Genomic DNA, 21,783 nt, shown 5'->3' with positions numbered 1-21,783 from the left:
TTCCAAACCACTTCCATTTATTATTTAGGTACAAAGAGGCGATGATTTATGGCTCCACTTGGCTCACGGATATATTCGAATACACCTTCTTTTCCACGATAACTACCAGATATCTCTAGCTTTAGACGCTCCACACCATCACCCCCTGTAATTACTGATATTTTCCCCTGACCAGCATGACCATCTACTGATTCTGGGAACGAATGGAAGTCCCCAGAAGAAGCTTGTTGTTTGACTTTATCTGTGTACGCCGTCCCTTTGAAGAAATCACCTGCACTAATAGGGCTATTTTTATCGGATGACTCAGAGATATAACCAGTATTTGTATTATCTATCGGTTTAGGATTGATGAATATTCCATCATTTTTCCCTGGCTGGGTTTCAGGAGATATAGTGATAAGATAGCTATTCTTGTCGGCCTGATTCGGCGTAACTAACGTAGTTCCCTTATTCACATCCTGTACAGGATTTTCCAGCTTACCTGAGCTTTCCGTACCCGCTTGTTGGTCACCACCGGTATGAGCAGGAGCATATTTATCCTGAAGCGAACTAAGATATTTACTGGTGATCTCATCGTTACCCATCATCTGCAGGGTGATTAAGTGATCTAGTTCGTCAGAAGTCATCTTATCGGCAACTTCTTTGGCTGCCGCACCGGCTAACCCTGCGATACCTGCTTTTGCCCCTATCTCCAGCAACTGCTCTGCGACCTTGCTACGACATGGAGCAGCGATGGCACAACCTTCTGCAACAACTTTGAGGAAGTTATTCTCCACCGCATTTTTCCCAGCTTGCGCACCCGCAACCGTATCAGCGGTGCTGTCACCCGTCAATCCACCAGCCAATCCTGCGGCCAGAGTCGCCAATGCACTGACCGTTTGCTTCTGGTCTTCGGAGAGATTGTCCTTGTCCCAGCCCATTGCGGCGATAATCGTCGGAGCCATCAACTCGGCAGTGGCCGCGCCCGCAGCACCCGCCAGCGCACTGTTGCCACTGGCATAAGCGGTGACAGCACCCAGCACGGCGTGTGCCATCACATTAGCCGCCTGATTATCTCCGGTGCTTTTCTTAATCACTTCAGCCAGATACGGCGCAGAAGCCCCCACCAGTGCCTGCGCCATATTTCCTCCGGCCAAGCCCTGTATGGCTGCTGTCGCGGCCTGAAGACCTTGTTGCAGTGCACTGCCGGTGCCGTATTTCTGCATTTCAGCTTTATATTCTGCGGTCTCACGCAAGGCTTCCGCATCGCCTTTCAACTCAGGATGGCGTTTCAAAGCTTCCTCAAGCCCGAGGATATCTCCCTGCGTCCGCGCAATATCCATTGCCTGACCGCCAATCTCGCCAATCAGCTGTGCTTCTTTCAGGCGATTCTGCTCTTTCTCTTTATCAAAGATAGGAGCAATGCTGCCATTGGCATTGTCGGTGTCGCGGCTCAGGTCATCGACATTCTGCTGTTGTTTATCGGTGTCACGAATAGTGATGCTGCCCTCACTGACCGCTGCCTGCGTGGTACCTTCGGCATGACCGTCATTACCCAGACCCGACAGCACCACACTGCCCAGATTGCTCAGCAGGTCAGACCCCACCGGGCCACCGGTGCTCAGGCTACCGCCCTGATGTTCAGCCTTGAAATCGGCTTTATTTTCAATGTCACTGAAGCCGAGCGTGCCGGTATCCAGACTGTTTTTGCTCTTGTCCGCGGTGCTGGCAATCACTGCGCCATCGAGCTGAGTGTGTTCACCCACGGTGATATCAAAGCCGCCAGAGCCTGCAAAAATACCGGTCTGCTCCTGTACCGAGTCATAATTGCTGTGCAGCTTATCTTTACTGATGCTCAGGTTGGCAGAGCCACCGCCGCCGACCGCCGCCATGCTGACACCGCCGCTGGTACTGGTCTGCTTCGCATCATAGTTATCGCTGTCTTGCTGGCTTTGCAGTAACAGGTCACGGCCGACATCCACTTTGACAGTTTCACCGCTGGCTTGCGCGCCTATCAGCGAAGTGTCACGCCCGCTGCTGAGCGACAGTGTGCCGCCTGTGTCAATCTGGGTTTCAGTCCAGAAGGTGCCGTCGCCGCGCTCATTGCCCTGACCCTTGTTGGCATTGGCAAAGATGCTCAGGCCACCGCCAGCGCTACCGAACCCCAGACTGACCCCCACACTGCCACCGCTGCTGCTGTTGCTGCCGTCGGTTTTCTGCGTGTTGGCGGCACCGAGCAACAGCACATCACGCGCCGCATCCAGGGTGGTGTCGCCACCGGCTTTGAGCTGGCTGCCTTGCACCACAATATCGCCGCTGTTCGCCGGGTTCCCCTCACCGGTGGCCGTCACGCTCAGGTTGTTGCCCGCCGTCAGGGTCGAGCCTGTCACACTGGTCTGTTCCTGATGTTGCTGCGAGGCCGATTTTTGTGAGCCTAATGAGACACTGACGCCGAACATGCTGGCAGTATCGCCCCCTTGCGCCTGTACCAACTGACCGGCTTGCACCGCCTGCGCACCACTGAGTGCCGCTTTAACCCCTTGCAACGCAGACAGTCGGCCATTGCTCTCTTCGCGGGCATCTTTGGCGGTGGTGACCGCGGTATTGAGGGCGCTGCCAACCGCGCCAGACAGTGCCAGTGTCAGGCCGCTACTTTTTTGCTCAACGCTGTGGGTCTGGCTGCTTTGATTCTCCGCCGCCAAAATAGCGACGTTTTTACCGGTCAGACTGATGTCTTTACCGGCTAACACCTCGGAGCCTTGCACCGTCAGATCTTCACCGGCGGTCATGCTGACATTGCCCAGCACACTGCCGACCGTGCTGCCCACGTTGGAGATAGATTTGCCAGTGTCGGTGGTTTTTTGGCTGTTGCTGCCCACCGTGACACCAATGCCGCCGGTGCTCATCAGGCCGGATTTTTTCTGCTCGAACAGGTGAGATTCGCTCTCGCTCTGTTGCGCCGTGCCGACGGTGATGTTCTCTTTTGCGCGCAGATTAATGTCGTTATCGGCCACCACATGACTGCCGATGACCGCGATATTTTTGCCGCTGACATCAATGCTGCCTGCCGATAGCATGGAGCCGACCGCCAGCGTCTGGCTAATACTGTCTTCGGTGCGCGTGGTGGTGCTGGAGGCCAGTCCTTTTTTAGTGCCAGTATGATTACGCTGTTCGTCATGCTGTTCACTCTGGGTGGTGAGAGTGACATCGCCGCCTGCCGCCAGATTCAGTGCGCCATGGGTTTGTACCGCACTGGCACTGATATTGATGTCTTTTGCCGTCTGCAAATTGATATCGCCGGTGGCGTTCAACTGGCTGCCGCGCAGCGTTTCATCATAGAGATCCACTGAACTGGTATGGCGCTTGCTCGACGATTCGCCAGTGACGTGCAGGCTGTCGGTCGCTGCACTCAGGTTAATGTTCTGCGCCTGCACATCCACCGTGCCGGCGTTAATGTTAGCCCCCACCGCAGTCAGGTTGTCGACGTTGGCCGTCAGCGCACCACCGACATTCACCTCGCTGCCCAGTTGGCGGATATGCTCACTGGTGGCGCTGCCACTGCCATAATTCGTGCTGATCTGGTCGCTGCTTTGTACCGTATTCAGCAGCCAGTCGCCGCCCGTATTGACTTGAAGATCCTGACCAACATTGAGGCCCGCGCCTTGTTGGATAAAGTCACGCTCGGTATTGATAGTCGCGTTGTTGCTGACATTGATGCTCGCCAATGGCCCCAGAATCGTTTGATTCCGCAGCACCGCACCATTATCACTGCTGAGTTGCTCACTGCCGGTGCGCAGGATCACATCGCGACCGCTATCGAGTTGCAGGTTGGTGGCATTTAACCGCGCGCTGGTCAGGTCAATATCACTGTTTAGTGTGCTGAGTTGCAGGTTATTACCCGCCTGAAGCAAGCCACCCCGATTATTCAGGGTGATCTCTTGCGCCATGCTGATGCTCAGATCGTGGGTGGCTTTAATCGCCCCCTGATTGGTGAAACCCTTCACCTCGGTTAATTCGATATTCTCGGCAGCAATCAAGGCCCCGTTGGCCTGTAGGTCACCCGGTTTGACGCCAGCAAGATAGACCACCGGTACCAGTACAGTTTGCCCGGCAACGTCACGGCTTTCCATCAGCACGATATTACGGGTCAATGCCGCCATCTGTTCCGCACTGAGGTGGGTGCCAAGGGCAAGATTGAATGTCTTGCTGTACTCGAGCCCCGCCGCAAAGAGCTGTTCGAACTGCTCCTGAGCGCTGCGGTAATCACTGGCGACTGCCTGACCGGTCAGCGCCAGCACCTGATCCCGCACCAGACGCTGTTCATAGGCGTTATCCCCCAACCGTTTGAATATCACATCCGGGTTACTATTCAACTGTTGGAGTACGTAGTCTGATCCACGCCAGTTATTCAGATTGGCAAACGCCGGGTTAGTTTCAATCAGATAACCGCCGCTGACGGTGTAGTCGGTATTGAACTTATACAGTCCACCGTTGGGCTGTGTCAGCGAGATACCGTTAAACTCGATGGCCAGATCTTTTCCGCTATTGTCGCTACTCTGGGGAGGCGCAATGGCACCGGGGTTGGCACCATTGTTGATCGTGGTGCCGCTGCCGCTAAGGGTTTGTGCGGTAATACTGGAGGCATATTGGTTAGTCGCGCGCTCACTAACCTCAGGGCCCCAAGAGGTGCCCCATAAATCGCCTTTGTAGGTCCGATAACGCCACTCACCCGTGGATGTTGTTTGTTCAATCAGGCGTTGTGCATTCCCCCAACCATCCTGGTTCAGGGTGACACCCGAAAGATCAATCTCTCCCTGCGCACTGATTTTACTCCAGAAGTTCTCCAGCGTATCCACTTGTGGGGTCAGGTTCCCACCGGCCAGCAGTTGCGCCTCTGGGCTAATGTTATCGATGCTGTTATAGGCGATAGTCGATGTATAATCGGTGCCAATATAATCGCTATTCATCGAGCCGCCATGAGGCGGTTCAGCATAGCGTCCCCCCGGAATATCGGGGTTTTCTTCTGTCCAGACCGCCGACCCATTCACGGTGTCGGCCACAACAAAGTTACTATTGGCGGTGAGAATATGACGGCGATTGGTCAGTGTCGTGGCGTAAATCAACATATCTTTGCCGGATTCAATCAAACCCGAAATATTGAGCACCTGAGCCGCCGCCAGATAATTGCCGCTATTGTCCAACGCACCGGCAAAGATAACCTTGCCCATGCCTAAAAGGGTGGTGGTTGGGGCGGAATCAGTGTTGGTGACGGTATCACTGTTTTCAATTACCGGTGCCAACAAGGCTAAGGTACCGTTTTCATCGGTGGCACCGATCAGGGCACCAGGGCCGGAGTTGGTAATACGCTCCCGTGCTTTAAGCGTGGCTTCGGCACTGATCAGGGTGCCGGTGTTGAACAGGGTATTGGAGTCGGTATCGAGTCGCCCGCGGGTTAATATCTCACCACGGTTAATCAATGCGCCCGCTGCGCTGAGGCTGGCTTGCGTCGCAATAATATGGCCACTATTGAGCAAGCTGCTTGAGCCGGTGCTGAGTTTGCCGCCCGCTAATAACTGCCCGTCATTGGTTAACGCGCCGCGGGTGGTTAAGGTTAAATCATGTCCGGCCTGCAGTGTCGAGTCGGCCAGATTGCTGAAATCACGCTGTAAATCAAGGGTCAGATCCTGACTGGCAACTATCTTGCCTGCGTTATTGTCAAGCTGGCCCAGATTCAACGCGATGTTATTCGCCGCCAGTGTGCCACTCTGGTTATTGAGGGTTTGCTCGGCACTTGCCCCCGCATTAATGGTCAGCGTTCCAAGGGCGAGAATATTGGCGCGCTGCGTACTGATATCGCCACTGTTGGCGGTGATGTCTATCTCTCGGGCTTGGGTATGGCTGTCGGTCAAATCAACCCGGCTACCGGTTAGCGTCATTGCACCGGCGGCGAGGGTCTGCCCTTGCGCGATCAGCTCCTGACGGGTGGTTACCCTCAAGTCACCGCTATCCATCAGGCGGCCATCACTGTGTACGCCCGCCGCTAACAGGCTGCCCCCGTTGCTATCCAGGCGCTGTGCATTGACCGCCACATTGCCTTTAGAGAGCAGGGTGCCACCCCGGTTATCCAGATAACCCGGCAGATTCAGGTTGAAGTCCGTGGTACCGGTTTGCGCTATCACGCCGCCAACATTGGAGAGCGATTGGGCGTTCAGCGTCACTTGATCCGCAATCAGTCTGGCGCTGTCGGTACGTAACAGCGCGGCGGTCGACGCAGACAGGTTGCCACTGGCTAACAGTTCAGCGCCGGTGAGATCGATAGCGCCACCTTGTGCGGTGAGTGTCAGGTCACGGCTCTGTGTTTGGCTGCCACTCAGATCGATACTGTGCGCGTTAAGCACTTGCGCCGTCCCGCTAATATTTTTGCCTTGGGCGGTTAACATCCCGCTGGCATCAACGCGCAAGGTGCCACTGGTGATCGCGCTGTTGTCGGACTTGACACCGGCACCCAGTAACGAGTTGCGGCTACTATTGACTTCTGCCGCGCGCAGCGAGGTATCACCCGCCGCCGCGACAGTGCCGGTGTTATTCAACTTGCCTGCGGTGGTGAGCTGGGTATTGCCCTGCGCATAGAGCACACCTGCGTTCTCTATACCGGCGGCGGTATTCACCGCCAAATGTTGAGCACTGTTGATCTGACCGCTGTTGACCAGCATGCCATCCGCCGTGATAGTGATATCACCGGCTGACGCCCCTATCTCACCGGCATTGCGCACCCCGACACCGGTTTCAGTCCCGATCAGGCGAATTTTACCGGCGTACATGCCACCCAAATTGGCGACATCCACCGCCACGGTAGGGCGGGCGCTGCCATCGTCGGCTTTGGTGGTAATATTTTGGTGCGCGGCGTCAACCTGATTGCGTCCGGCGGTGACTTTTAGATCATTGGCCCAGATACCGGCATTGACTTTAACCGAACGGGCAATCAGGTCGGTATGGTCCTGACGGCTGCTGTCCAGACCTTTGCCCTGAATAACAATCTCACCGCGATCCACATTGTAGCCAGTGAGTTGGCCGTTATTGAGCTGTGCCTGACCGGTGGTTAAGGTCGCACGGTTGGCGTTGATAAAGCCGCAGCCATCACAGGTAATGCCTGATGGGTTGGCGATAACCACCTGCGCTTTGCGGCCAGCGACCTCGATATAACCGTTAAGTTTACTCGGGTCGCGACTGTTGACTTCGTTGAGGATAATACTGGCTTCACCGCGCGCCAGCGACGGGTTACCGTTGACAAAACCGCCGAGTTGGGTCTGGTTGACACCGTGGCCGTTATTGAGGATCACCCCGCGATTATCAACATCGAACTGGCTGTAAACGTTACGCGAAACCCCACCGCTACTGGGTGTCTGGATATTGACCTGTGGCGTACCGTTGGCACTGCTGATAATGGTCGGCTGTTGGTTACCCGGCGCACTGGCATCGGCGACAATATTGGCTTGCGCGGATAACGAGACGCAGCCCAAGGCCAGTAACAGACTAAAACTCAGCGACGATAAGGCACTGATACGGCGGCGTTGAGTATGCCCAAGACCTGACGAGGGCGACGAGGCGGCCCGACCGGAGGCGGCGATATCGGCTACCACCATTAATAAGCCACGCGCCTTGTTAAATACGATACGGTACAGGTTCTTATTCATGGTGACTCTCAACAGCTAAAGGGTTAATAAGGTGCATCAGTATTGCCAGTTCAGGTTAAAGCCCACCGTCACTGAGTCGGCTTTGAAGCCATCAGGTTTTGACAGCGGCTTGCCAGCAAACAGGTCATAACGGGTATTGAGCACAGTGCCGCGCACACCGACGACACTGCCCGCCAGATGGTGGCCCAGCAGATAAGGGTCGCTGCGACCGCTGACCTCGCCGTAATCCACGCCGACATACAGTTCATGGCCTGGTAGCGGGGTATACCAGCCGAGATCATTGCGCACCGTCCAGCCGCGATCGGCATTCAGCGTGCGTTCGCCATCAAATCCGCGCACCGACCAGCGGCCGCCGATGGAGAATTGATCCTGTGGCGTCAGGGGTGTGTTGGTGCTTTGCCGCTGATATTGCAGGTTGTAATGGACGTTTTGCGCCGCAACCACAAAAGGAATATCCAGTTGCGCATTCAAACGCAGAATTTTGCTCAGGGCAGTGGCTTCGCCGAAATACTCTTCTTGTGCCGGTACTGCACCCAACCAGCGGGTGCCGCGCTGGTAACTGATACCTGCGTCCAGTGTGGCCTGCGAGATAAAGTGGCGATGTTCCAGCCCGGCACGCCAGGCCGAGGTACGGCGGCGCTGCACTTCAATTTCGGTATCATTGATATAGTTTTTCGACGAGCGGGTCAGCACATCGTAGGTCAGGGTAGTTTTTTGGCTGGCATTGCGGTGCAGCAGGCGGCTGAGTTGCAGCGTGACGTTCTCCGTCTCCCCCCGGTAATGGATATCGCCATTGAGGCCTGCCACCGTTTGGTGGTAGTCATAGCTGCTGGCGGTGATGCCCGCGGTCCAGTAACCGAACGGCAGCGAGTAATGGCCGGTGAGGTTATTGGTGCCTTTGTCGCCGCGATTTTTTATTGAGCCACCCGCAGAGACATAAAACAGGTCACTCAGTGAAAGCGGGTTATCCAGAAACAGGGTTGCGCCCCCTTGATAACGGCCGGTACTGCGGGTGCCGGAGTCATCCAGTGAAGCCGCCAGCCGCCACATTTTGCTCTGCTGCCAGCTCAGGGCGATATCGGTCTCGCCGGGGGCATCACCCGGGACCAATTCCATGCTGGCTTGCACGGTGGGGACGCGCTGTAGGTTCTCCAGTCCTTGCTCGATATCACGCAAATCCAACAGGTTACCAGGGCGGGCAGGGAAGGCACTGAACAACGTGACATGGCGGTCACTGCCGGGCGTCAGCTCAACATGGCGTATTTTGCCGGGCACCACGTGTAACGCCAGCGTGCCGCGGTTTAAGTCCTGCTGCGGGGCCAGTACCCGGGTGGTGACATAGCCATGGTCGATCAGGCGGTTTTGCATCTGGCTCATCAGCAGGTTAATGCCCTGGCCGCCCAAACACTGGCCTTGCGCCTGATTGGCGATACGTTGCAGTGGCAACCAGCGAGGTAATGGCTCTGCGCCACTGATTTTTATACGATCAATGGCAAAGCAGGGGTGCTCAACCGGGAAGATAATACGGCCCAAAGAGGCCGCTGGCGCTGATAAGCGCACATCCGGTGTTGCGGGGGCCAAACGCTCTTCCAGTGCCCGTTGCCGGGCCTGTTGATGAATACTTTGCTCAACGGGGGGGAATTCCGCGCCATAACTGACAGGCGAAATAGCCAGTAACGGGAATAACACACTCGCGATAAAGGAGAAATAACAGGCGCGCAGCACAGGGCATATCCTCTTTGCCCGGCTGGGGCAGAATAAAAGGGCTGAATAAAATTTCGCCGCATTATGCCTAGGTAAAAGTTATTTTCAATCTATTTTCAGAATATAAGAAAATATGAGAAATAACTCGTGTGATTCATGGGAAATATCCTACAAAAAGGCGTTTTTTGTGGGAAATATCTTGTTGATTGTCTTTTTTTGAATAAAAAATAAAAGAGAGGGAGTAATAAATATCGCCGTAAATAAGATGCCCCTCAGAGGAGGGGCAGAAAAATTAGAACCGTAGGCGGAATCCGATATTAGCTGTTACCGGTGTTTCAATTTTTGAACCATTGAGATAATTCACTTCAGCAAAAATAGAAGTGTTACTGGCAACGGTGGCATCAATACCCACACCATATTTGCCGACATTACCGGAGAAATTGTTATCGAAGCCAATACCGTTAATGGCGACGGTATTCGTTTTGATAAATTCACGGGCAATAGCCAGTTTAACGTAAGGCTTGACTGCCATTTGATTGACGGTATAAGAAGCCGACAATATCGTGCCTAACTCACCTTGCACACTGTCTGCTTTCGCCACGTCCGCAGCCATTCCGTTACTGAGGGTATAATCTGCACTACCTATACGTGAATAACTCACTTTGCCATAGGGTTCCAGTACCAGGTTGTTATAAACAGGTAACTGATAGCCACTTTCTACCGAGGCGGTAAACGCATTCTGGCTGTATTCCGCCCGCGCGCTTTGCGTACTCAGTTCATTATTAAAACGGTTAGCTTTCAACACCGTATCAATATAAAGTCCGCTTTTATCCAGGTAGGTTAGGTAGAGGCCACCACTGTAACTGCGAATATCACCATTGGCCCCCGCACTGTGAGTGGCTTTGACATCTGATGAACTGTAGCCGGTAAATGCCCCAATTAGCACATTACCCCGGTTCAATCCCAATTGTTTATCTGCCCCGATCTCCATACCGTTCAAGGTATTCTTGAAAGCGACGTTTTTATTGTCGGACAAGCGGCTATCATCGGTGAGATAACGCGCCCAAACGCCGACGGTGCCATCAGCATCGGTTTTCAACTCGCCCTGGCGCTGGCGCAAGGTACTCAATTCCGCATTCAGGATATGCCGTGGTGCTGCCGCCATATTCAACACACCTTGTGCCGCAGAGCTGAGCACGGGAACCGCCGTGTTTGGCCTGTTCGGCGTTATGCCGGGGAGGTCGGCTGCCTTGGTAGCTAAATACCAGTCAGTACTGCCATTGCTTTCCTGACTGTATAGCCCGTATTGGTAAACGCCTAAATCCACCACGCCGCCCGCATTAAGCAAACGGAACTGAGCATCGCCACGATTAATATGCACCAAGGCCAGGCTGTTGGCAGATTGCGGTTCTTTACCGCTGTCCTGAACGGTAATACCAAATTGGCCGGTCGCCTGCTGCGAGACCGTAATAAAATCACCGGCATTGCTGGCAAGCTGGGTAGTCATCGCAAAATTACCCTGACCAGACAGATTCTCTATCTCCAGCCGGTTAAATTGCCCGCCGGCAGAATAGGGCAGCAGGTTGATATCCCCCCCTTGCATCGTCACATTATTGATGCGGGTAACCAGCACCGGTCCCAAGACTTCAGGAGGAGAAACCGGCACCACACTTGCTCCTATCCAGGAAGGGCCAATGTCGACTAAGCCAGCCACATTGAGGTTCTCAATGGTAACATTGGCAGGCAGGGCGGGATTGTTGGTGGTCACATCGCTGGTATAGGTATCGTTATTGGTAATAAACAGTTCCGCACCCGCCGCGATATTAAGATAACCTTTCGACTGGCTATTGAGTCCTAGATTCATATAGCCGCCATTATTTATCTGGCTATCTGTCACGATCCCTGCGGTTTTAACCTCAAGCAACCCGCCCTGATTAACAACAGTACCGGTTGCAAAAGCATCGGTAACCTGTAACCAACCGCCATCACCCACGGTGGTATTATTGGCTGTACCGGCACTGCTCCCGTTGGTGATAGCAATTGCGACTCTCGTCATTATTCCATTATTGGTGGAGCCATAAACCCAGCCATTATTAATGACGCCACCGTTACGTACAATTTGTTCGCCACTATCGACGACTTCATTGTTGACGGTTATTCCCTCTACAATCGGTGTAAAAGCCAATACCTGAGCAGGTAATGTAATCAAAGACAGACTAATTGCTCCGGCCAAAAATGTTTTGTCCATAAAACCTCAAAAAGATTAAACGTAATGTAATGATGTTATGTAACCCGTTGCAAAAAGAGAGGCTCTGTCCTTGGAACAGATTAAATATAATGTTTATCCGTGGTGATATGCCTTGGGAGGAAATACGCTGAGTCTCAAGAGTTATTTACTCCAGATAAAAGAATATTACCTTATATTTTTGCGCGATGAAGGTATCACATTTTCTCTTGGAACTATAATAGGATTAAAGCTGTTTTTTGATAGATGCGGCAAAGAATGAAGTGAGTTCCTATTGTGTGAGACTTTTCTTGATTACGATCAAGAAAAGTCTCAAATAACATCAAAACTATTCTTGTAAATAACACCAGATTTATTGCTGGTAAGGATGGCGGGTATTTAGGCTATTTCTGGATTCACCCATGAAGAACCTGATAACACGCCACCATCAATGGTAATCGCTTGCCCGGTCAAATAGGCCGAGGCAGACGAGCTTAAAAAGAGTACCGCGCCAATCAAATCATCTGGGTTACCTAAACGCCCTTGCGGAATAAAGTTCTGGAACCATTTTGAACGATATTCGTCATCCCACAAGGGGCGCGTAAATTCGGTTTTAATAAAACCAGGTTCAATCGCATTAACTTGAATATTGTCACCCACCCATTCGCGGGCCATCGCCTTGGTTAATTGGCTGACGGCTGCTTTTGATGCGGCATAAACAGAGATCGTATTGAATGCATGTTTCGCGCTAAGTGAGCTGATATTAACGATTTTACCGCCACCCTGTTTCGCCATATAGGGTTGGACGGCTTGTGCCAAAAAGTAGACGCTACGTAAATTAATATCAATGATGGCATCAAAGTCTTCAGCAGTGACATCTTTAATAGGTTTTCTGCGATTGACACCAGCACTGGTGAGCAAAACATCAATCTGCCCCAGTTTGTCATACACGGTATCGACCAACTGTCGGCAAGCCGCGACATCACTCAAATCAGCGGTAATCGATAAGGCGTTGCCTCCTTCAGCTTCAATCGCTTCTTGCACCGGTTTGATACGTGCGATGTCAATATCGTGTAATGCCACGGTCGCACCAGCATTTGCCAGCGCCTTACTTAGCACACTGCCAATCGCTCCGCCAGCCCCAGAAACCAGCACCACTTTGCCCTGTAAAGAAAACAACTTATCAATAATATTACTCATAGATACCTTCAGATAGTGACCTGCTGACGCGACAGCCAGCATTGAGATAAAATGTTAAACGCCGTATCTCCACGAAAAGCTACAATTCAACGGCACGGGTGGGATCAATAATCCATTCACTCCAAGAACCTACATAATGTTTGGCATCCCCCAGACCGGCATGCGCTACAGCCAACAGATTCTGTGCCGCAGTGACCCCAGATCCACAGTAAAATACTGTGCGATCAATCGGCACATCCCCCAATAAGCGGGTGTAATGCTGGCGTAACTCTTGTGGTGAGCGAAATTGCCCATTGCTATCGAGCGTGTTCGCACGGTCAGCCAACCTGGCGCCAAGAATGTGGCCACGAACGGGATCATGATAGACCCCCCCGCCATGGAAACCTTCTTCCGAGCGGGAATCAAACACCGCCCACTCAGGGTTCTGGCGAACGTTATCGACCAGCGTTACGTTCGCGATATAATCAGGGCGCTCTTGCGCAACGAAGGTGGCAAAAGCCGGTGGCGGAATCTCGATGGTGGTTGGGTAACCGGACTTAAGCCATAAAGGCCAGCCGCCATCCAATACCGCCACCGCATCATGTCCCAACCAGCGCAACATCCACCATGTTCGTGATGCAGCCATCAATCCCCCGCTTGCGTCATACACAATAACTTGGGTGTTGGGGCCAATTCCCCACTGAGACAGCGTTTTTGCAAACACATCAATTTGTGGCAGTGGTCGCCGGCCGGTATGCCCTGGAATGACGGTGCCAGATAAATCAGTGGCCAAATTTGCATAGTGAGCGCCGGGGATGTGCCCCACCAAGTACTGACTTTGCCCCCAACTTTCATCATCCAGTGTGAAGCGTGCATCCAAAATGACCCAATCGGTATCATGTAGATGTTCAGCTAATTCTTTGGCAGAAATTATTGTTTTGTATGTCATAAAACCCCCTGGTAAAAATAACGGGTCTGCGTTTATACCGGCAGGCCGGGTAGTGGAATATGTTCCGCAATCAACCCCTGCGTTCTTAAGGTATGCCAAAATGCTGTTGGAATAGGGTGCTGAAAACTCAATGAATTTTGCGTAACTTCAGCGAATCTGGAGGGGCCGTACAGCACACTAGTGACGGCACTGAATCCTAACGGAAATTGCAAGGCGGCCGCCGCGAGTGGCACCGCAAAGTCAGCCGCGACGGCTTGCAGTTTTTTGACTCTATCAGCAACAGAAACCGGTAATTTGCCATAGTCATAACGTGCGCCATCATGGATGCCGGTCGCCAATACACCGGAGTTAAATACGCCGCCAATGACAATGCCGGCCCCTTGTTGTTGCGCCCGCAATAGCTCGTCAGCGTAGATCTCTTGCTCCAGTAAGGTGTAGCGAGACGCTACCAGAAACACATCTAAGGGATAGCGATCCAGAAAGCGGTTAATCATACCCGGCTCATTAATTCCAGCCCCGAACGCGGCAATCTCACCGGCTGCTTTCAACTCTTCCAATGCCCTGAAACCGCCAGACTCCAACTCTTTTAACTTGCCAAGTAACGCTTGCTCATGGGGGAAATAGCCAGTATCTAAGTCATGGATATATAAAATATCGACTTTATTGATCCCCAATCGCTGTAGGCTGTCTTCATACGAGCGCAAGATGCCGTCATAGGTGTAATCATGGACATGGTCAAAGGCCAGGCCACCTTGCCAGGGTGCTGTTTGGAAGGTGTCACGCGAGCGGGGCGCTAACAAGCGTCGGCCTACTTTGGTTGACAGCACATAATCGTCACGATGCTTTCTATACAGAAATCGCCCGGTTCTATGCTCTCCTTGGCCGCGCCCATACCAAGGTGCGGTGTCATATAAGCGGATACCACTATTCCATGCGGTTTCTAGTGTTGCTTGCGCATCCTGTTCAGTAATTTCTTCGAACAATTCGCCGAGTGGGCATGTTCCTACCCCAATGGTCGGTATTTGCAACCCTGATCTTCCCAGCGGCCGTGTATTTTCTAATCCCATCATTTCACCTCGTGATACTTAATCTCTCTCGGGCAGAACTTGCTGCGCAGTGGCCGCTGACAAATAGGCCGCCTCAAGCAAACCATAGGTTAATAAACTGTCCCGCCCCGACGTCTCCGGTTCGCGATTCTGGCGCAAACACTCAATAAAATGGCGTTGCGTATGCACCACGCTGTCCTGAATCTGTTTCCATGGCTCACTCGTCCATGAACGCGCGTCATGTTCGATCTTTTCTTGCCGGGACTCACCCTGGGTATGGAGGGTTAGCACCTGATCGGCGCCAATTAACAAGGTGCCTGCGGTACCTTCAATCTCGACCAATGTTTGTGGGAAGGGGTCTGGATAGCGTTGTGAGGCATAGCTGAAATCGAGCACTGTCGTTGCGCCATTCTCATGTGAGAGCAAGAGGGTGGCAGCATCTTCACCGGCAATACCCACCTTGATTTGCTGCGTGCGGCAAAACACCCCCTGAACCTCGCCAAATAGGAATCTCGCCAGATCCAATAAGTGGATCCCGACGTCCATGATCATGAAACGTTTAACTTTTATCAGATAAGGTTGGTTCGAATAGACATCAATGGCGGTTCGCCAGGAGAGCCGGCCAAAGGTTAATTGGCCCAATTCACCACGGTCGATAATTTTTTTGGCGGCCCTGAATACATTCTGAAAGCGAAAGTCTTCATGGACCATCAGCGGCACATTCGCGGCTTGTGCCATGGCAACCATCCGTCGGCATCCCGCAAGGTCGGGCGCAAACGGTTTTTGCACAATCACCGCGATATGGTGTGACACCGCAGTGCGAACCAAGGCTTCATGGGTTTCCATCGTGGTGGGAAGATCGACAAAATCTAATGTTTGTGCCGCCAACAGCGCATTAGCATCGTCGGTATAATGCGCGATGCCGAATTTCTCTGCCGCTGCTTTGGCTTTCTCAATATCCAGATCACATACCGCGACAATGTCGACATCTTCAATATCTTTCCAACCGGCCAGATGATTTTGGGCAAAAAAGCCACAGCCAATAACGGCCCCTTTCAGTTTTGAAGTCATTTATTTAATGGTCTCTGATAACTGATTCTTGCGACCGCATAAGCATCCAGACTGATGCCCTGACCAATATCCCGTGCCTCACTTGCTTGGCGGAATAGCTGTGGTGATAGTGCGGCCTGCTCACTGTGAGCAACATCCAGGATACGAACCTTTACAAGATCCACATCTGCCACCGTGACATTCACCGGTTCACTGGCAAGATTGGCAATCAACAAGATGTTTTCACGGTTTTCCTGCCAGCCAATAACGGCCAGTTTTTCATTGCTTGATGTCACCTCAAGGCGCGGTTTACCACTGGCGGAAGCCAAATCAGCCACCACATGAAATAACGGATACACGCTACCTTGACTCTGTTCATCCCACCACTGGCGGGCATAGCGCTGTTTAGTTGAAATCACGCCAAACGGCCCGGTCGGTGCCGCCAGAACCAAGCTATCAATGCCATATTTTGCGATTACGGCGGCGTAGCCAACATGCCACGCCGCAGCAAATAGGCCGCGCTGGCGAGGATCATTCGCGGCCAGCCCCACGCGGGCAGAATTCGGATTAACGACCGGACCCTCGCCATATGGGTTTAACCGCGCGCCAATCCCAATAGGGCCAATGCGATATGGCACATTGCCAGCGATGTGCCGAGCGGAGCGAATGATGTGTGGTAATGACTGCAAGGTTTCTATTACTGAGGCATCATCCGCCGCATGAACGGTGGGTGTTGTCGCATGTGTAATAAAATCAAATGCACCAAGAGAAGGGCGCTTGCGGTTGAATTCAGTAAAGAATGCAGGGCTTCCGCCCCCTACCGGAATACCAGGGAAGGCGTTTTTAGCTTCAGCATAGATAGTGGTATCAGTGGGGGATGGTGGGCGAACCTCACCGGGCTGGAATGAGCGTTCATCCGTTTTGGCGAAAATAGCCACTGATACCGGCGAGATGCCAACATCTTGCAACAGTTTTGCTGCCTGTGCTATCTCCGGTGCCGGGTCATGGCTGGCGGTTAACAGTAATTCAACCGCTACCGGAAACGTTGTGCGGGAAGCCCGTTGGCTTGCGGCGGCGAGATGTTCAATATTGTGTGACGAGGAGGGGTCATAGCGCAGCAAAAAATGTACCGGGCCAATATTGGCCAGTTGTGATGTATAAGCGATAGCCTGTGCACTCTCATCAGCAGACAGCCCCAAGCCAATGGCTGGCATGGATTGTTGGGTTAGCGCGCCAACATCCACGCGGGCAATGGGTGCCGCATCAATGACCGGTTTATCTGGTGATCGGTTGGTGTTGTCGCTGATATGAATGATGACTGATTGATGCAACACCTGCTCTGGTAGCAAGCGATAGGGATAAGGCAAACCAATCGGGCGGTTGTATATCTTAAAAGAGGCATCCGACCAATTGCGATGGTCTTCGGCTTCAAAAATATCACCATCAAATCGAGTGACAACGGAGATATTCTCAATCGGCCGATGGGTAATTGCCCGAATATTGAATATAGGTTGCCCAGGGCTGATGGCATCAGGGATGGTTAAATCGGTACTTTCTCCCGTCGCATGTTCGACATGAACGGTGGTACCGGCAAACCCGACCAAGGGATACAGTACAACAAAACCGGTACGATTGGTTTCAAAAGAGGTGTCGGCAGCAATACGGGCGCTTGCTGACAATGTTCCATCGCTACGGCCTGCAAAGTGGATATTGACCCTGAGTTGTTCGCTGCCATTAACGTAATGTGCCTGATAGTTCACTTTAAAGGCATCATCACTCTGATGAATATCCAACCCACTAATCTGCGGTTCTGGCGTTCCCCATCCCGGAGTGCGAACCAAGAAGGTCACCGCCCGTAAAATTTCTACGCCATGCCAGCGAATCCAACGTAAAGATCCATTGTCAAATTCAGCGGATAAAGAGGTTGCGGACAGAGTTTGTTTGGCCGCCTCGATGACAGAGGTGCCGGTAAGGAAGATAGCTCTGCTCATCTTTTTTGCCTCTTGATGAAAATATCAAATGTCACGGCGGCAACAATAATGATGCCGATCAGCAACTGCTGTATGTATGGGGATATATTTAGAATGACCAGTCCGTTTAACAACACACCAATCAGCAGTGTGCCAATTACCGTTCCCCAAATACTGCCGGTTCCGCCATACAAACTGGTGCCACCAATAACTACCGCCGCTATCACATACAATTCATACTGGTTACCCGCCACGGCTTCTGCCGAATTCAGGCGTGCGGTGAGTAAAAAGCCGCCTAGCCCGGCGAATAATCCGGTTAGCGCATAAACACTGGTCACCACGCCTTTCACATTCAGGCCACATAAACGTGCCGCTTCAGGATTCGATCCAATGGCATAAATGGATCGGCCATAGCGGGTAAAGTGCAACGTGAGTGAGGCAATAATCGCGACCAGCGCAAAGACGATGACTGGCACCGGAACCGGGCCAACCATGCCACGCCCCCACCAACCAAAGGCTTCATCAACCCCACTGACCGGGCTGCCATTACTTATCATCAGCGTTAGCCCGCGAAATACGGTCAGCCCGCCCAAGGTCACGACAAAGGCGGGTACAGTCAGGCGGGCAATAATCAATCCTTGTAATGCGCCCGCTAGTCCGCCGGTGATAATTGCGGCCAATGCTGCCCATTGCCAGGCAATTTCCCGCCCATCAGAGAACAGCATAAACTGGCCTTCAATACCGCCTTTGGCGACTACCGCGGCGACCATTCCCGATAAAGCGGCAATCGCCCCGACGGATAAATCAATGCCACGGGTCAGAATAATAAATGTCATTCCCACCGCGATAATGCCGTAGATAGAAACTTGCCTGACAATATTAAAAAGATTGATTGATGAGAGAAAACGCGGAGCCAATAACGTAAATAGCGCCATCAGCAACACAAGAAAAATAAGTGGGGCATAACGCGCCAGAAGAGCTTTTTTCTTATTGCTGTTTTGATTTTTAATCAGGATTGTCGAGCTCATAGTCATATCTCTAATCCAATAAATTAATTCACACTTGCGCAATAGGGCGCGTCATTAATTGCATAACGTTTTCTTCATTCGCTTCCTGTGCCGACAACTCCCCGGTCAATTGACCGGCGCGCAGAGTGAGAATACGGTCACTGACGGCAAGGACTTCAGGTAAATCCGAGGAAATCAGAATGATAGCGACACCCTTTGCCGCCATATCACGTAGCAACCGGTGGACATCCGCTTTTGCGGCAATATCGACGCCGCGCGTCGGCTCATCGACAATCAGCAACGCTGGGTGCTGAGCCATCCAACGTGCCAGTACTACCTTTTGCTGATTGCCCCCTGATAAGGTGGCAATATTGGCCCCTAAACTGACGGCGCGCAGGTTTAGCTGTTTTTTAAAATCAAGAAAGGAAATCCGTTCACGTTGACGATCAATGACGTGGCGGTTCGTGCGTAAAGGGGAGTAGATAATCGCGAAATTCTCTTCCACCGTGAGCGACATAAACAAGGCTTGCTGCTTACGGTCTTCCGGCACCAGACCAATACCGGCAGCAATTGCATCACGGGGGGAGGCCGGGTGGTAGGCTTTGCCCTTAATACGTAATGTCCCGCTTCCTATTGGGTCTGCGCCAAATAACAGCCGGGCAATCTCAGTTCTTCCGGCCCCTACCAGCCCGGCAAAACCGACAATTTCACCCGCCCTGGCCGTAAAGCTGACATTACGTACGGTGACACGTTCAGCTCCCGTCGCTGCACTCGACAGGTTTTCGACTTCCAGAATATTGCTACCTGTAATATGGCTCGCATTGCGGTCGAACTGTGCTAAATCGCGCCCTACCATCAAACGGACCAGACTCTCAATAGAGATATCTTTGACGTCTCCTTCTCCGACCAGTAGACCATCTCTTAACACGCTGTAGGTTTGGCATAAGGTTTTAATTTCTTCAAGGCGGTGACTGACGTAAATAACAGCCACTCCGCTTTTAGCAATGGTACGTACCACCTGTTGTAATTTATCCACTTCCGTTGGACTTAATGCAGCGGTTGGCTCATCCATAATAATTAATCGGGGTTTGGAGGTTAGCGCCCGTGCAATTTCAACTAACTGCTGTTCAGCAATGCTTAATTCAGCAATCTTGCGTAAGGGATTGATAGTCACGCCAAGTAATGCCAATACGTGGTGCGCATCTTTCACTATGGTGTTCCAACGGACAAAACCAAATCGATTCACCGGTAAATGTCCGGTGAAAATAGTTTCGGCAACCGTTAAATCAGGGAACAGGCTAAATTCCTGATGAATAGTTGTAATACCCGCCTTCCAGGCATCAAGTGGTTTATTAAATGAGGCCGTATGACCTTGCAAAATAATAGTGCCGCCATCAGGTTGGTGCACGCCACTTAATATATTAATTAGTGTTGATTTACCGGCCCCATTTTCGCCTAATAACGCTCTTATTTCCCCCACCTGCAAAGAAAAAGAGACGTTATCAAGCACCGTCTGACCAAAAAATAATTTGGTCAGATTCCTGACACTAATATATTCATCTATTTCCCGATTGATTTCCGGAGAATCGGGTGGCGATAAGAGTGATAACATAGTGGACGACATTATTTTACGAGCCCGATTCGTTCTGCATCATTAAGATTTTTGCTGGTAATTGCGACAGGGCTAACCAAGACATCTGCTGTTGCCGGGCGAGCACCTGTACGGATGTAATCGGTCAGAATTTTTACTGCCTCTCGGCCTTGTTTCCCTGGGTACTGATCGATTGTCGCGGTGAGTACACCGTCTCGTACCGCTTTCAATGCATCAGTTGAACCATCGTAACCAAAGATAGCAATCTTGCCTTTTAAGCCTCGCGCTTCAACCGCTTGGGCGGCCCCTAATGCGCTGTCATCATTAGCTGCAACAATAACTGTTGGGGTCTCAGCCAGGCCAGTTAACAGATTTTCTGTAACAGATAAGCCCTGGTCACGGTTAAAGCGTGCGGTTTGCTCGGCAACAAATTTGTAAAGTTCAGGCTGCTTATCCAACGTGTCATGCACACCCTTATTACGATCGTTTGCTGTTTTGTCGCCCGGAATGCCCTGTAAGTTAATAATAGTGGCTCCTTGAGGGAATAATTTTGCTACGGCTTCCCCTTGGCGCTGTGCACCAATCAAATTATCTGCGGCTACATTGGCAATAACTTCGGGTACCCCATTTACCGGGCGGTCAATAGTGACCACGGAAATACCTTCTTTAATCGCATTACGTAATACGGGAGCCAGAGCGGTTGCATCGGCTGGGGCAATAATAATGCCATCAACCCCTTGAACAATTGCTGCTTCAATATCGGCAATTTGTTTAGGTGCGCTTAATTGGCCATCAGAGCGAATGATTTTTATATTACCTAATTTTTTAGCTTCATCTTCAAGTTGCTCTTGTAGAAAAACAAAATGAGGAAAACTGTATGTTAATGCTGAAACTAAAATCGTCACCGGAGCGTCTTTGCCTTTCGGCGCAGCATTAGCTGACAATGCAAAGGTGCTCAGTGTGATAGCTAATGCTGTTATTAAATAAGTTATTTTGCGCATAAGATAGTACTTCCCCGTTATATAAAATTATCTAATATATAGTTTTTGTAAAAACAACATGAAAAGAGTGGTTAATTACACTTATTGTGAATCTTATTGGTGAAATAATAGGATTTGACTATATCATGAGGATGATTATTTGAAATGGCAGTTCTACAGAATAATTTCGTCTTTAAATATGCGAAAAATAGAATATCAATTTCAGCAAATAATTAGCTAAAGAATATATTGATAATATGACTGTCGAAGAGCGACTACCTTGCACAGGCAGCTAAGATATTAAAATAAGTCAGACCAGCATGTTAAAATTATACCGGTCGGCAACGGAGAATATTGTTTAAAACCGGTATGGGCGGTGGGCAGCCCTGAGTCAGGGAGGGTAACACTGG

General features: G+C 51.5%; 11 protein-coding genes. All 11 read right to left on the bottom strand.

Translation table 11 applies throughout. The annotated features are described in order from the left end of the window. Positions 1–20: 20 nt before the first annotated feature. The 11 genes from V2A84_RS12885 to V2A84_RS12835 all read right to left on the bottom strand — a co-directional run bounded on the left by V2A84_RS12885 (position 21) and on the right by V2A84_RS12835 (position 21,394). Positions 21–7,673, bottom strand: a complete 7,653-nt coding sequence (locus V2A84_RS12885; RefSeq protein WP_442848889.1) for a hemagglutinin repeat-containing protein — start codon at positions 7,671–7,673, stop codon at positions 21–23. 36 nt (positions 7,674–7,709) lie between these two features. Continuing rightward, entirely contained in the window at positions 7,710–9,395 is a 1,686-nt protein-coding gene (locus V2A84_RS12880) for a ShlB/FhaC/HecB family hemolysin secretion/activation protein (RefSeq protein ID WP_442849134.1), read from the bottom strand. A 274-nt stretch (positions 9,396–9,669) separates the two neighbouring features. Next, positions 9,670–11,625, bottom strand: coding sequence for an autotransporter outer membrane beta-barrel domain-containing protein (locus V2A84_RS12875; protein ID WP_372568846.1), 1,956 nt, complete (start codon positions 11,623–11,625; stop codon positions 9,670–9,672). 375 nt (positions 11,626–12,000) lie between these two features. Further along, entirely contained in the window at positions 12,001–12,801 is an 801-nt protein-coding gene (locus V2A84_RS12870; protein WP_227746551.1) for an SDR family NAD(P)-dependent oxidoreductase, read from the bottom strand. 79 nt (positions 12,802–12,880) lie between these two features. Beyond that, on the bottom strand, positions 12,881–13,729 hold the full coding sequence (locus V2A84_RS12865; protein ID WP_083159729.1) for a sulfurtransferase: 849 nt from the start codon (positions 13,727–13,729) through the stop codon (positions 12,881–12,883). A 32-nt stretch (positions 13,730–13,761) separates the two neighbouring features. After that, on the bottom strand, positions 13,762–14,799 hold the full coding sequence (locus V2A84_RS12860) for an aldo/keto reductase (protein WP_227746550.1): 1,038 nt from the start codon (positions 14,797–14,799) through the stop codon (positions 13,762–13,764). A gap of 15 nt (positions 14,800–14,814) precedes the next feature. After that, on the bottom strand, positions 14,815–15,846 hold the full coding sequence (locus V2A84_RS12855) for a Gfo/Idh/MocA family protein (RefSeq protein ID WP_083159725.1): 1,032 nt from the start codon (positions 15,844–15,846) through the stop codon (positions 14,815–14,817). Beyond that, on the bottom strand, positions 15,843–17,816 hold the full coding sequence (locus V2A84_RS12850) for a hypothetical protein (protein WP_442848888.1): 1,974 nt from the start codon (positions 17,814–17,816) through the stop codon (positions 15,843–15,845). Before V2A84_RS12850 ends, V2A84_RS12855 begins: the two co-directional genes overlap by 4 nt. After that, positions 17,813–18,823 carry an ABC transporter permease gene (locus tag V2A84_RS12845; protein ID WP_083163817.1) on the bottom strand — a complete coding sequence of 337 codons (1,011 nt, stop codon included), beginning with the start codon at positions 18,821–18,823 and terminating at the stop codon, positions 17,813–17,815. The genes V2A84_RS12850 and V2A84_RS12845 overlap by 4 nt, the downstream gene beginning before the upstream one ends. Positions 18,824–18,851: 28 nt before the next feature. Next, positions 18,852–20,426, bottom strand: a complete 1,575-nt coding sequence (locus tag V2A84_RS12840; protein WP_442848887.1) for a sugar ABC transporter ATP-binding protein — start codon at positions 20,424–20,426, stop codon at positions 18,852–18,854. Next, positions 20,426–21,394 carry a substrate-binding domain-containing protein gene (locus tag V2A84_RS12835; RefSeq protein WP_442848886.1) on the bottom strand — a complete coding sequence of 323 codons (969 nt, stop codon included), beginning with the start codon at positions 21,392–21,394 and terminating at the stop codon, positions 20,426–20,428. The genes V2A84_RS12840 and V2A84_RS12835 overlap by 1 nt, the downstream gene beginning before the upstream one ends. Between the last annotated feature and the right edge of the window lie 389 nt (positions 21,395–21,783).

Origin of the sequence: Yersinia sp. 2553 StPb PI (assembly GCF_052217105.1) — a bacterium.
Classification (GTDB): domain Bacteria; phylum Pseudomonadota; class Gammaproteobacteria; order Enterobacterales; family Enterobacteriaceae; genus Yersinia; species Yersinia enterocolitica_E.
Note: the sequence above shows the minus strand (reverse complement) of the source record. Positions and strands in the feature narration are given on the sequence as shown.

Excerpts from the sequence above, each read along its gene's own strand:
- V2A84_RS12885 (WP_442848889.1), bottom strand. The coding sequence starts at position 7,673 with ATGAATAAGAACCTGTACCGTATCGTATTTAACAAGGCGCGTGGCTTA.
- V2A84_RS12875 (WP_372568846.1), bottom strand. The coding sequence starts at position 11,625 with ATGGACAAAACATTTTTGGCCGGAGCAATTAGTCTGTCTTTGATTACA.
- V2A84_RS12870 (WP_227746551.1), bottom strand. The coding sequence starts at position 12,801 with ATGAGTAATATTATTGATAAGTTGTTTTCTTTACAGGGCAAAGTGGTG.
- V2A84_RS12865 (WP_083159729.1), bottom strand. The coding sequence starts at position 13,729 with ATGACATACAAAACAATAATTTCTGCCAAAGAATTAGCTGAACATCTA.
- V2A84_RS12860 (WP_227746550.1), bottom strand. The coding sequence starts at position 14,799 with ATGATGGGATTAGAAAATACACGGCCGCTGGGAAGATCAGGGTTGCAA.
- V2A84_RS12855 (WP_083159725.1), bottom strand. The coding sequence starts at position 15,846 with ATGACTTCAAAACTGAAAGGGGCCGTTATTGGCTGTGGCTTTTTTGCC.
- V2A84_RS12850 (WP_442848888.1), bottom strand. The coding sequence starts at position 17,816 with ATGAGCAGAGCTATCTTCCTTACCGGCACCTCTGTCATCGAGGCGGCC.
- V2A84_RS12845 (WP_083163817.1), bottom strand. The coding sequence starts at position 18,823 with ATGAGCTCGACAATCCTGATTAAAAATCAAAACAGCAATAAGAAAAAA.
- V2A84_RS12840 (WP_442848887.1), bottom strand. The coding sequence starts at position 20,426 with ATGTCGTCCACTATGTTATCACTCTTATCGCCACCCGATTCTCCGGAA.
- V2A84_RS12835 (WP_442848886.1), bottom strand. The coding sequence starts at position 21,394 with ATGCGCAAAATAACTTATTTAATAACAGCATTAGCTATCACACTGAGC.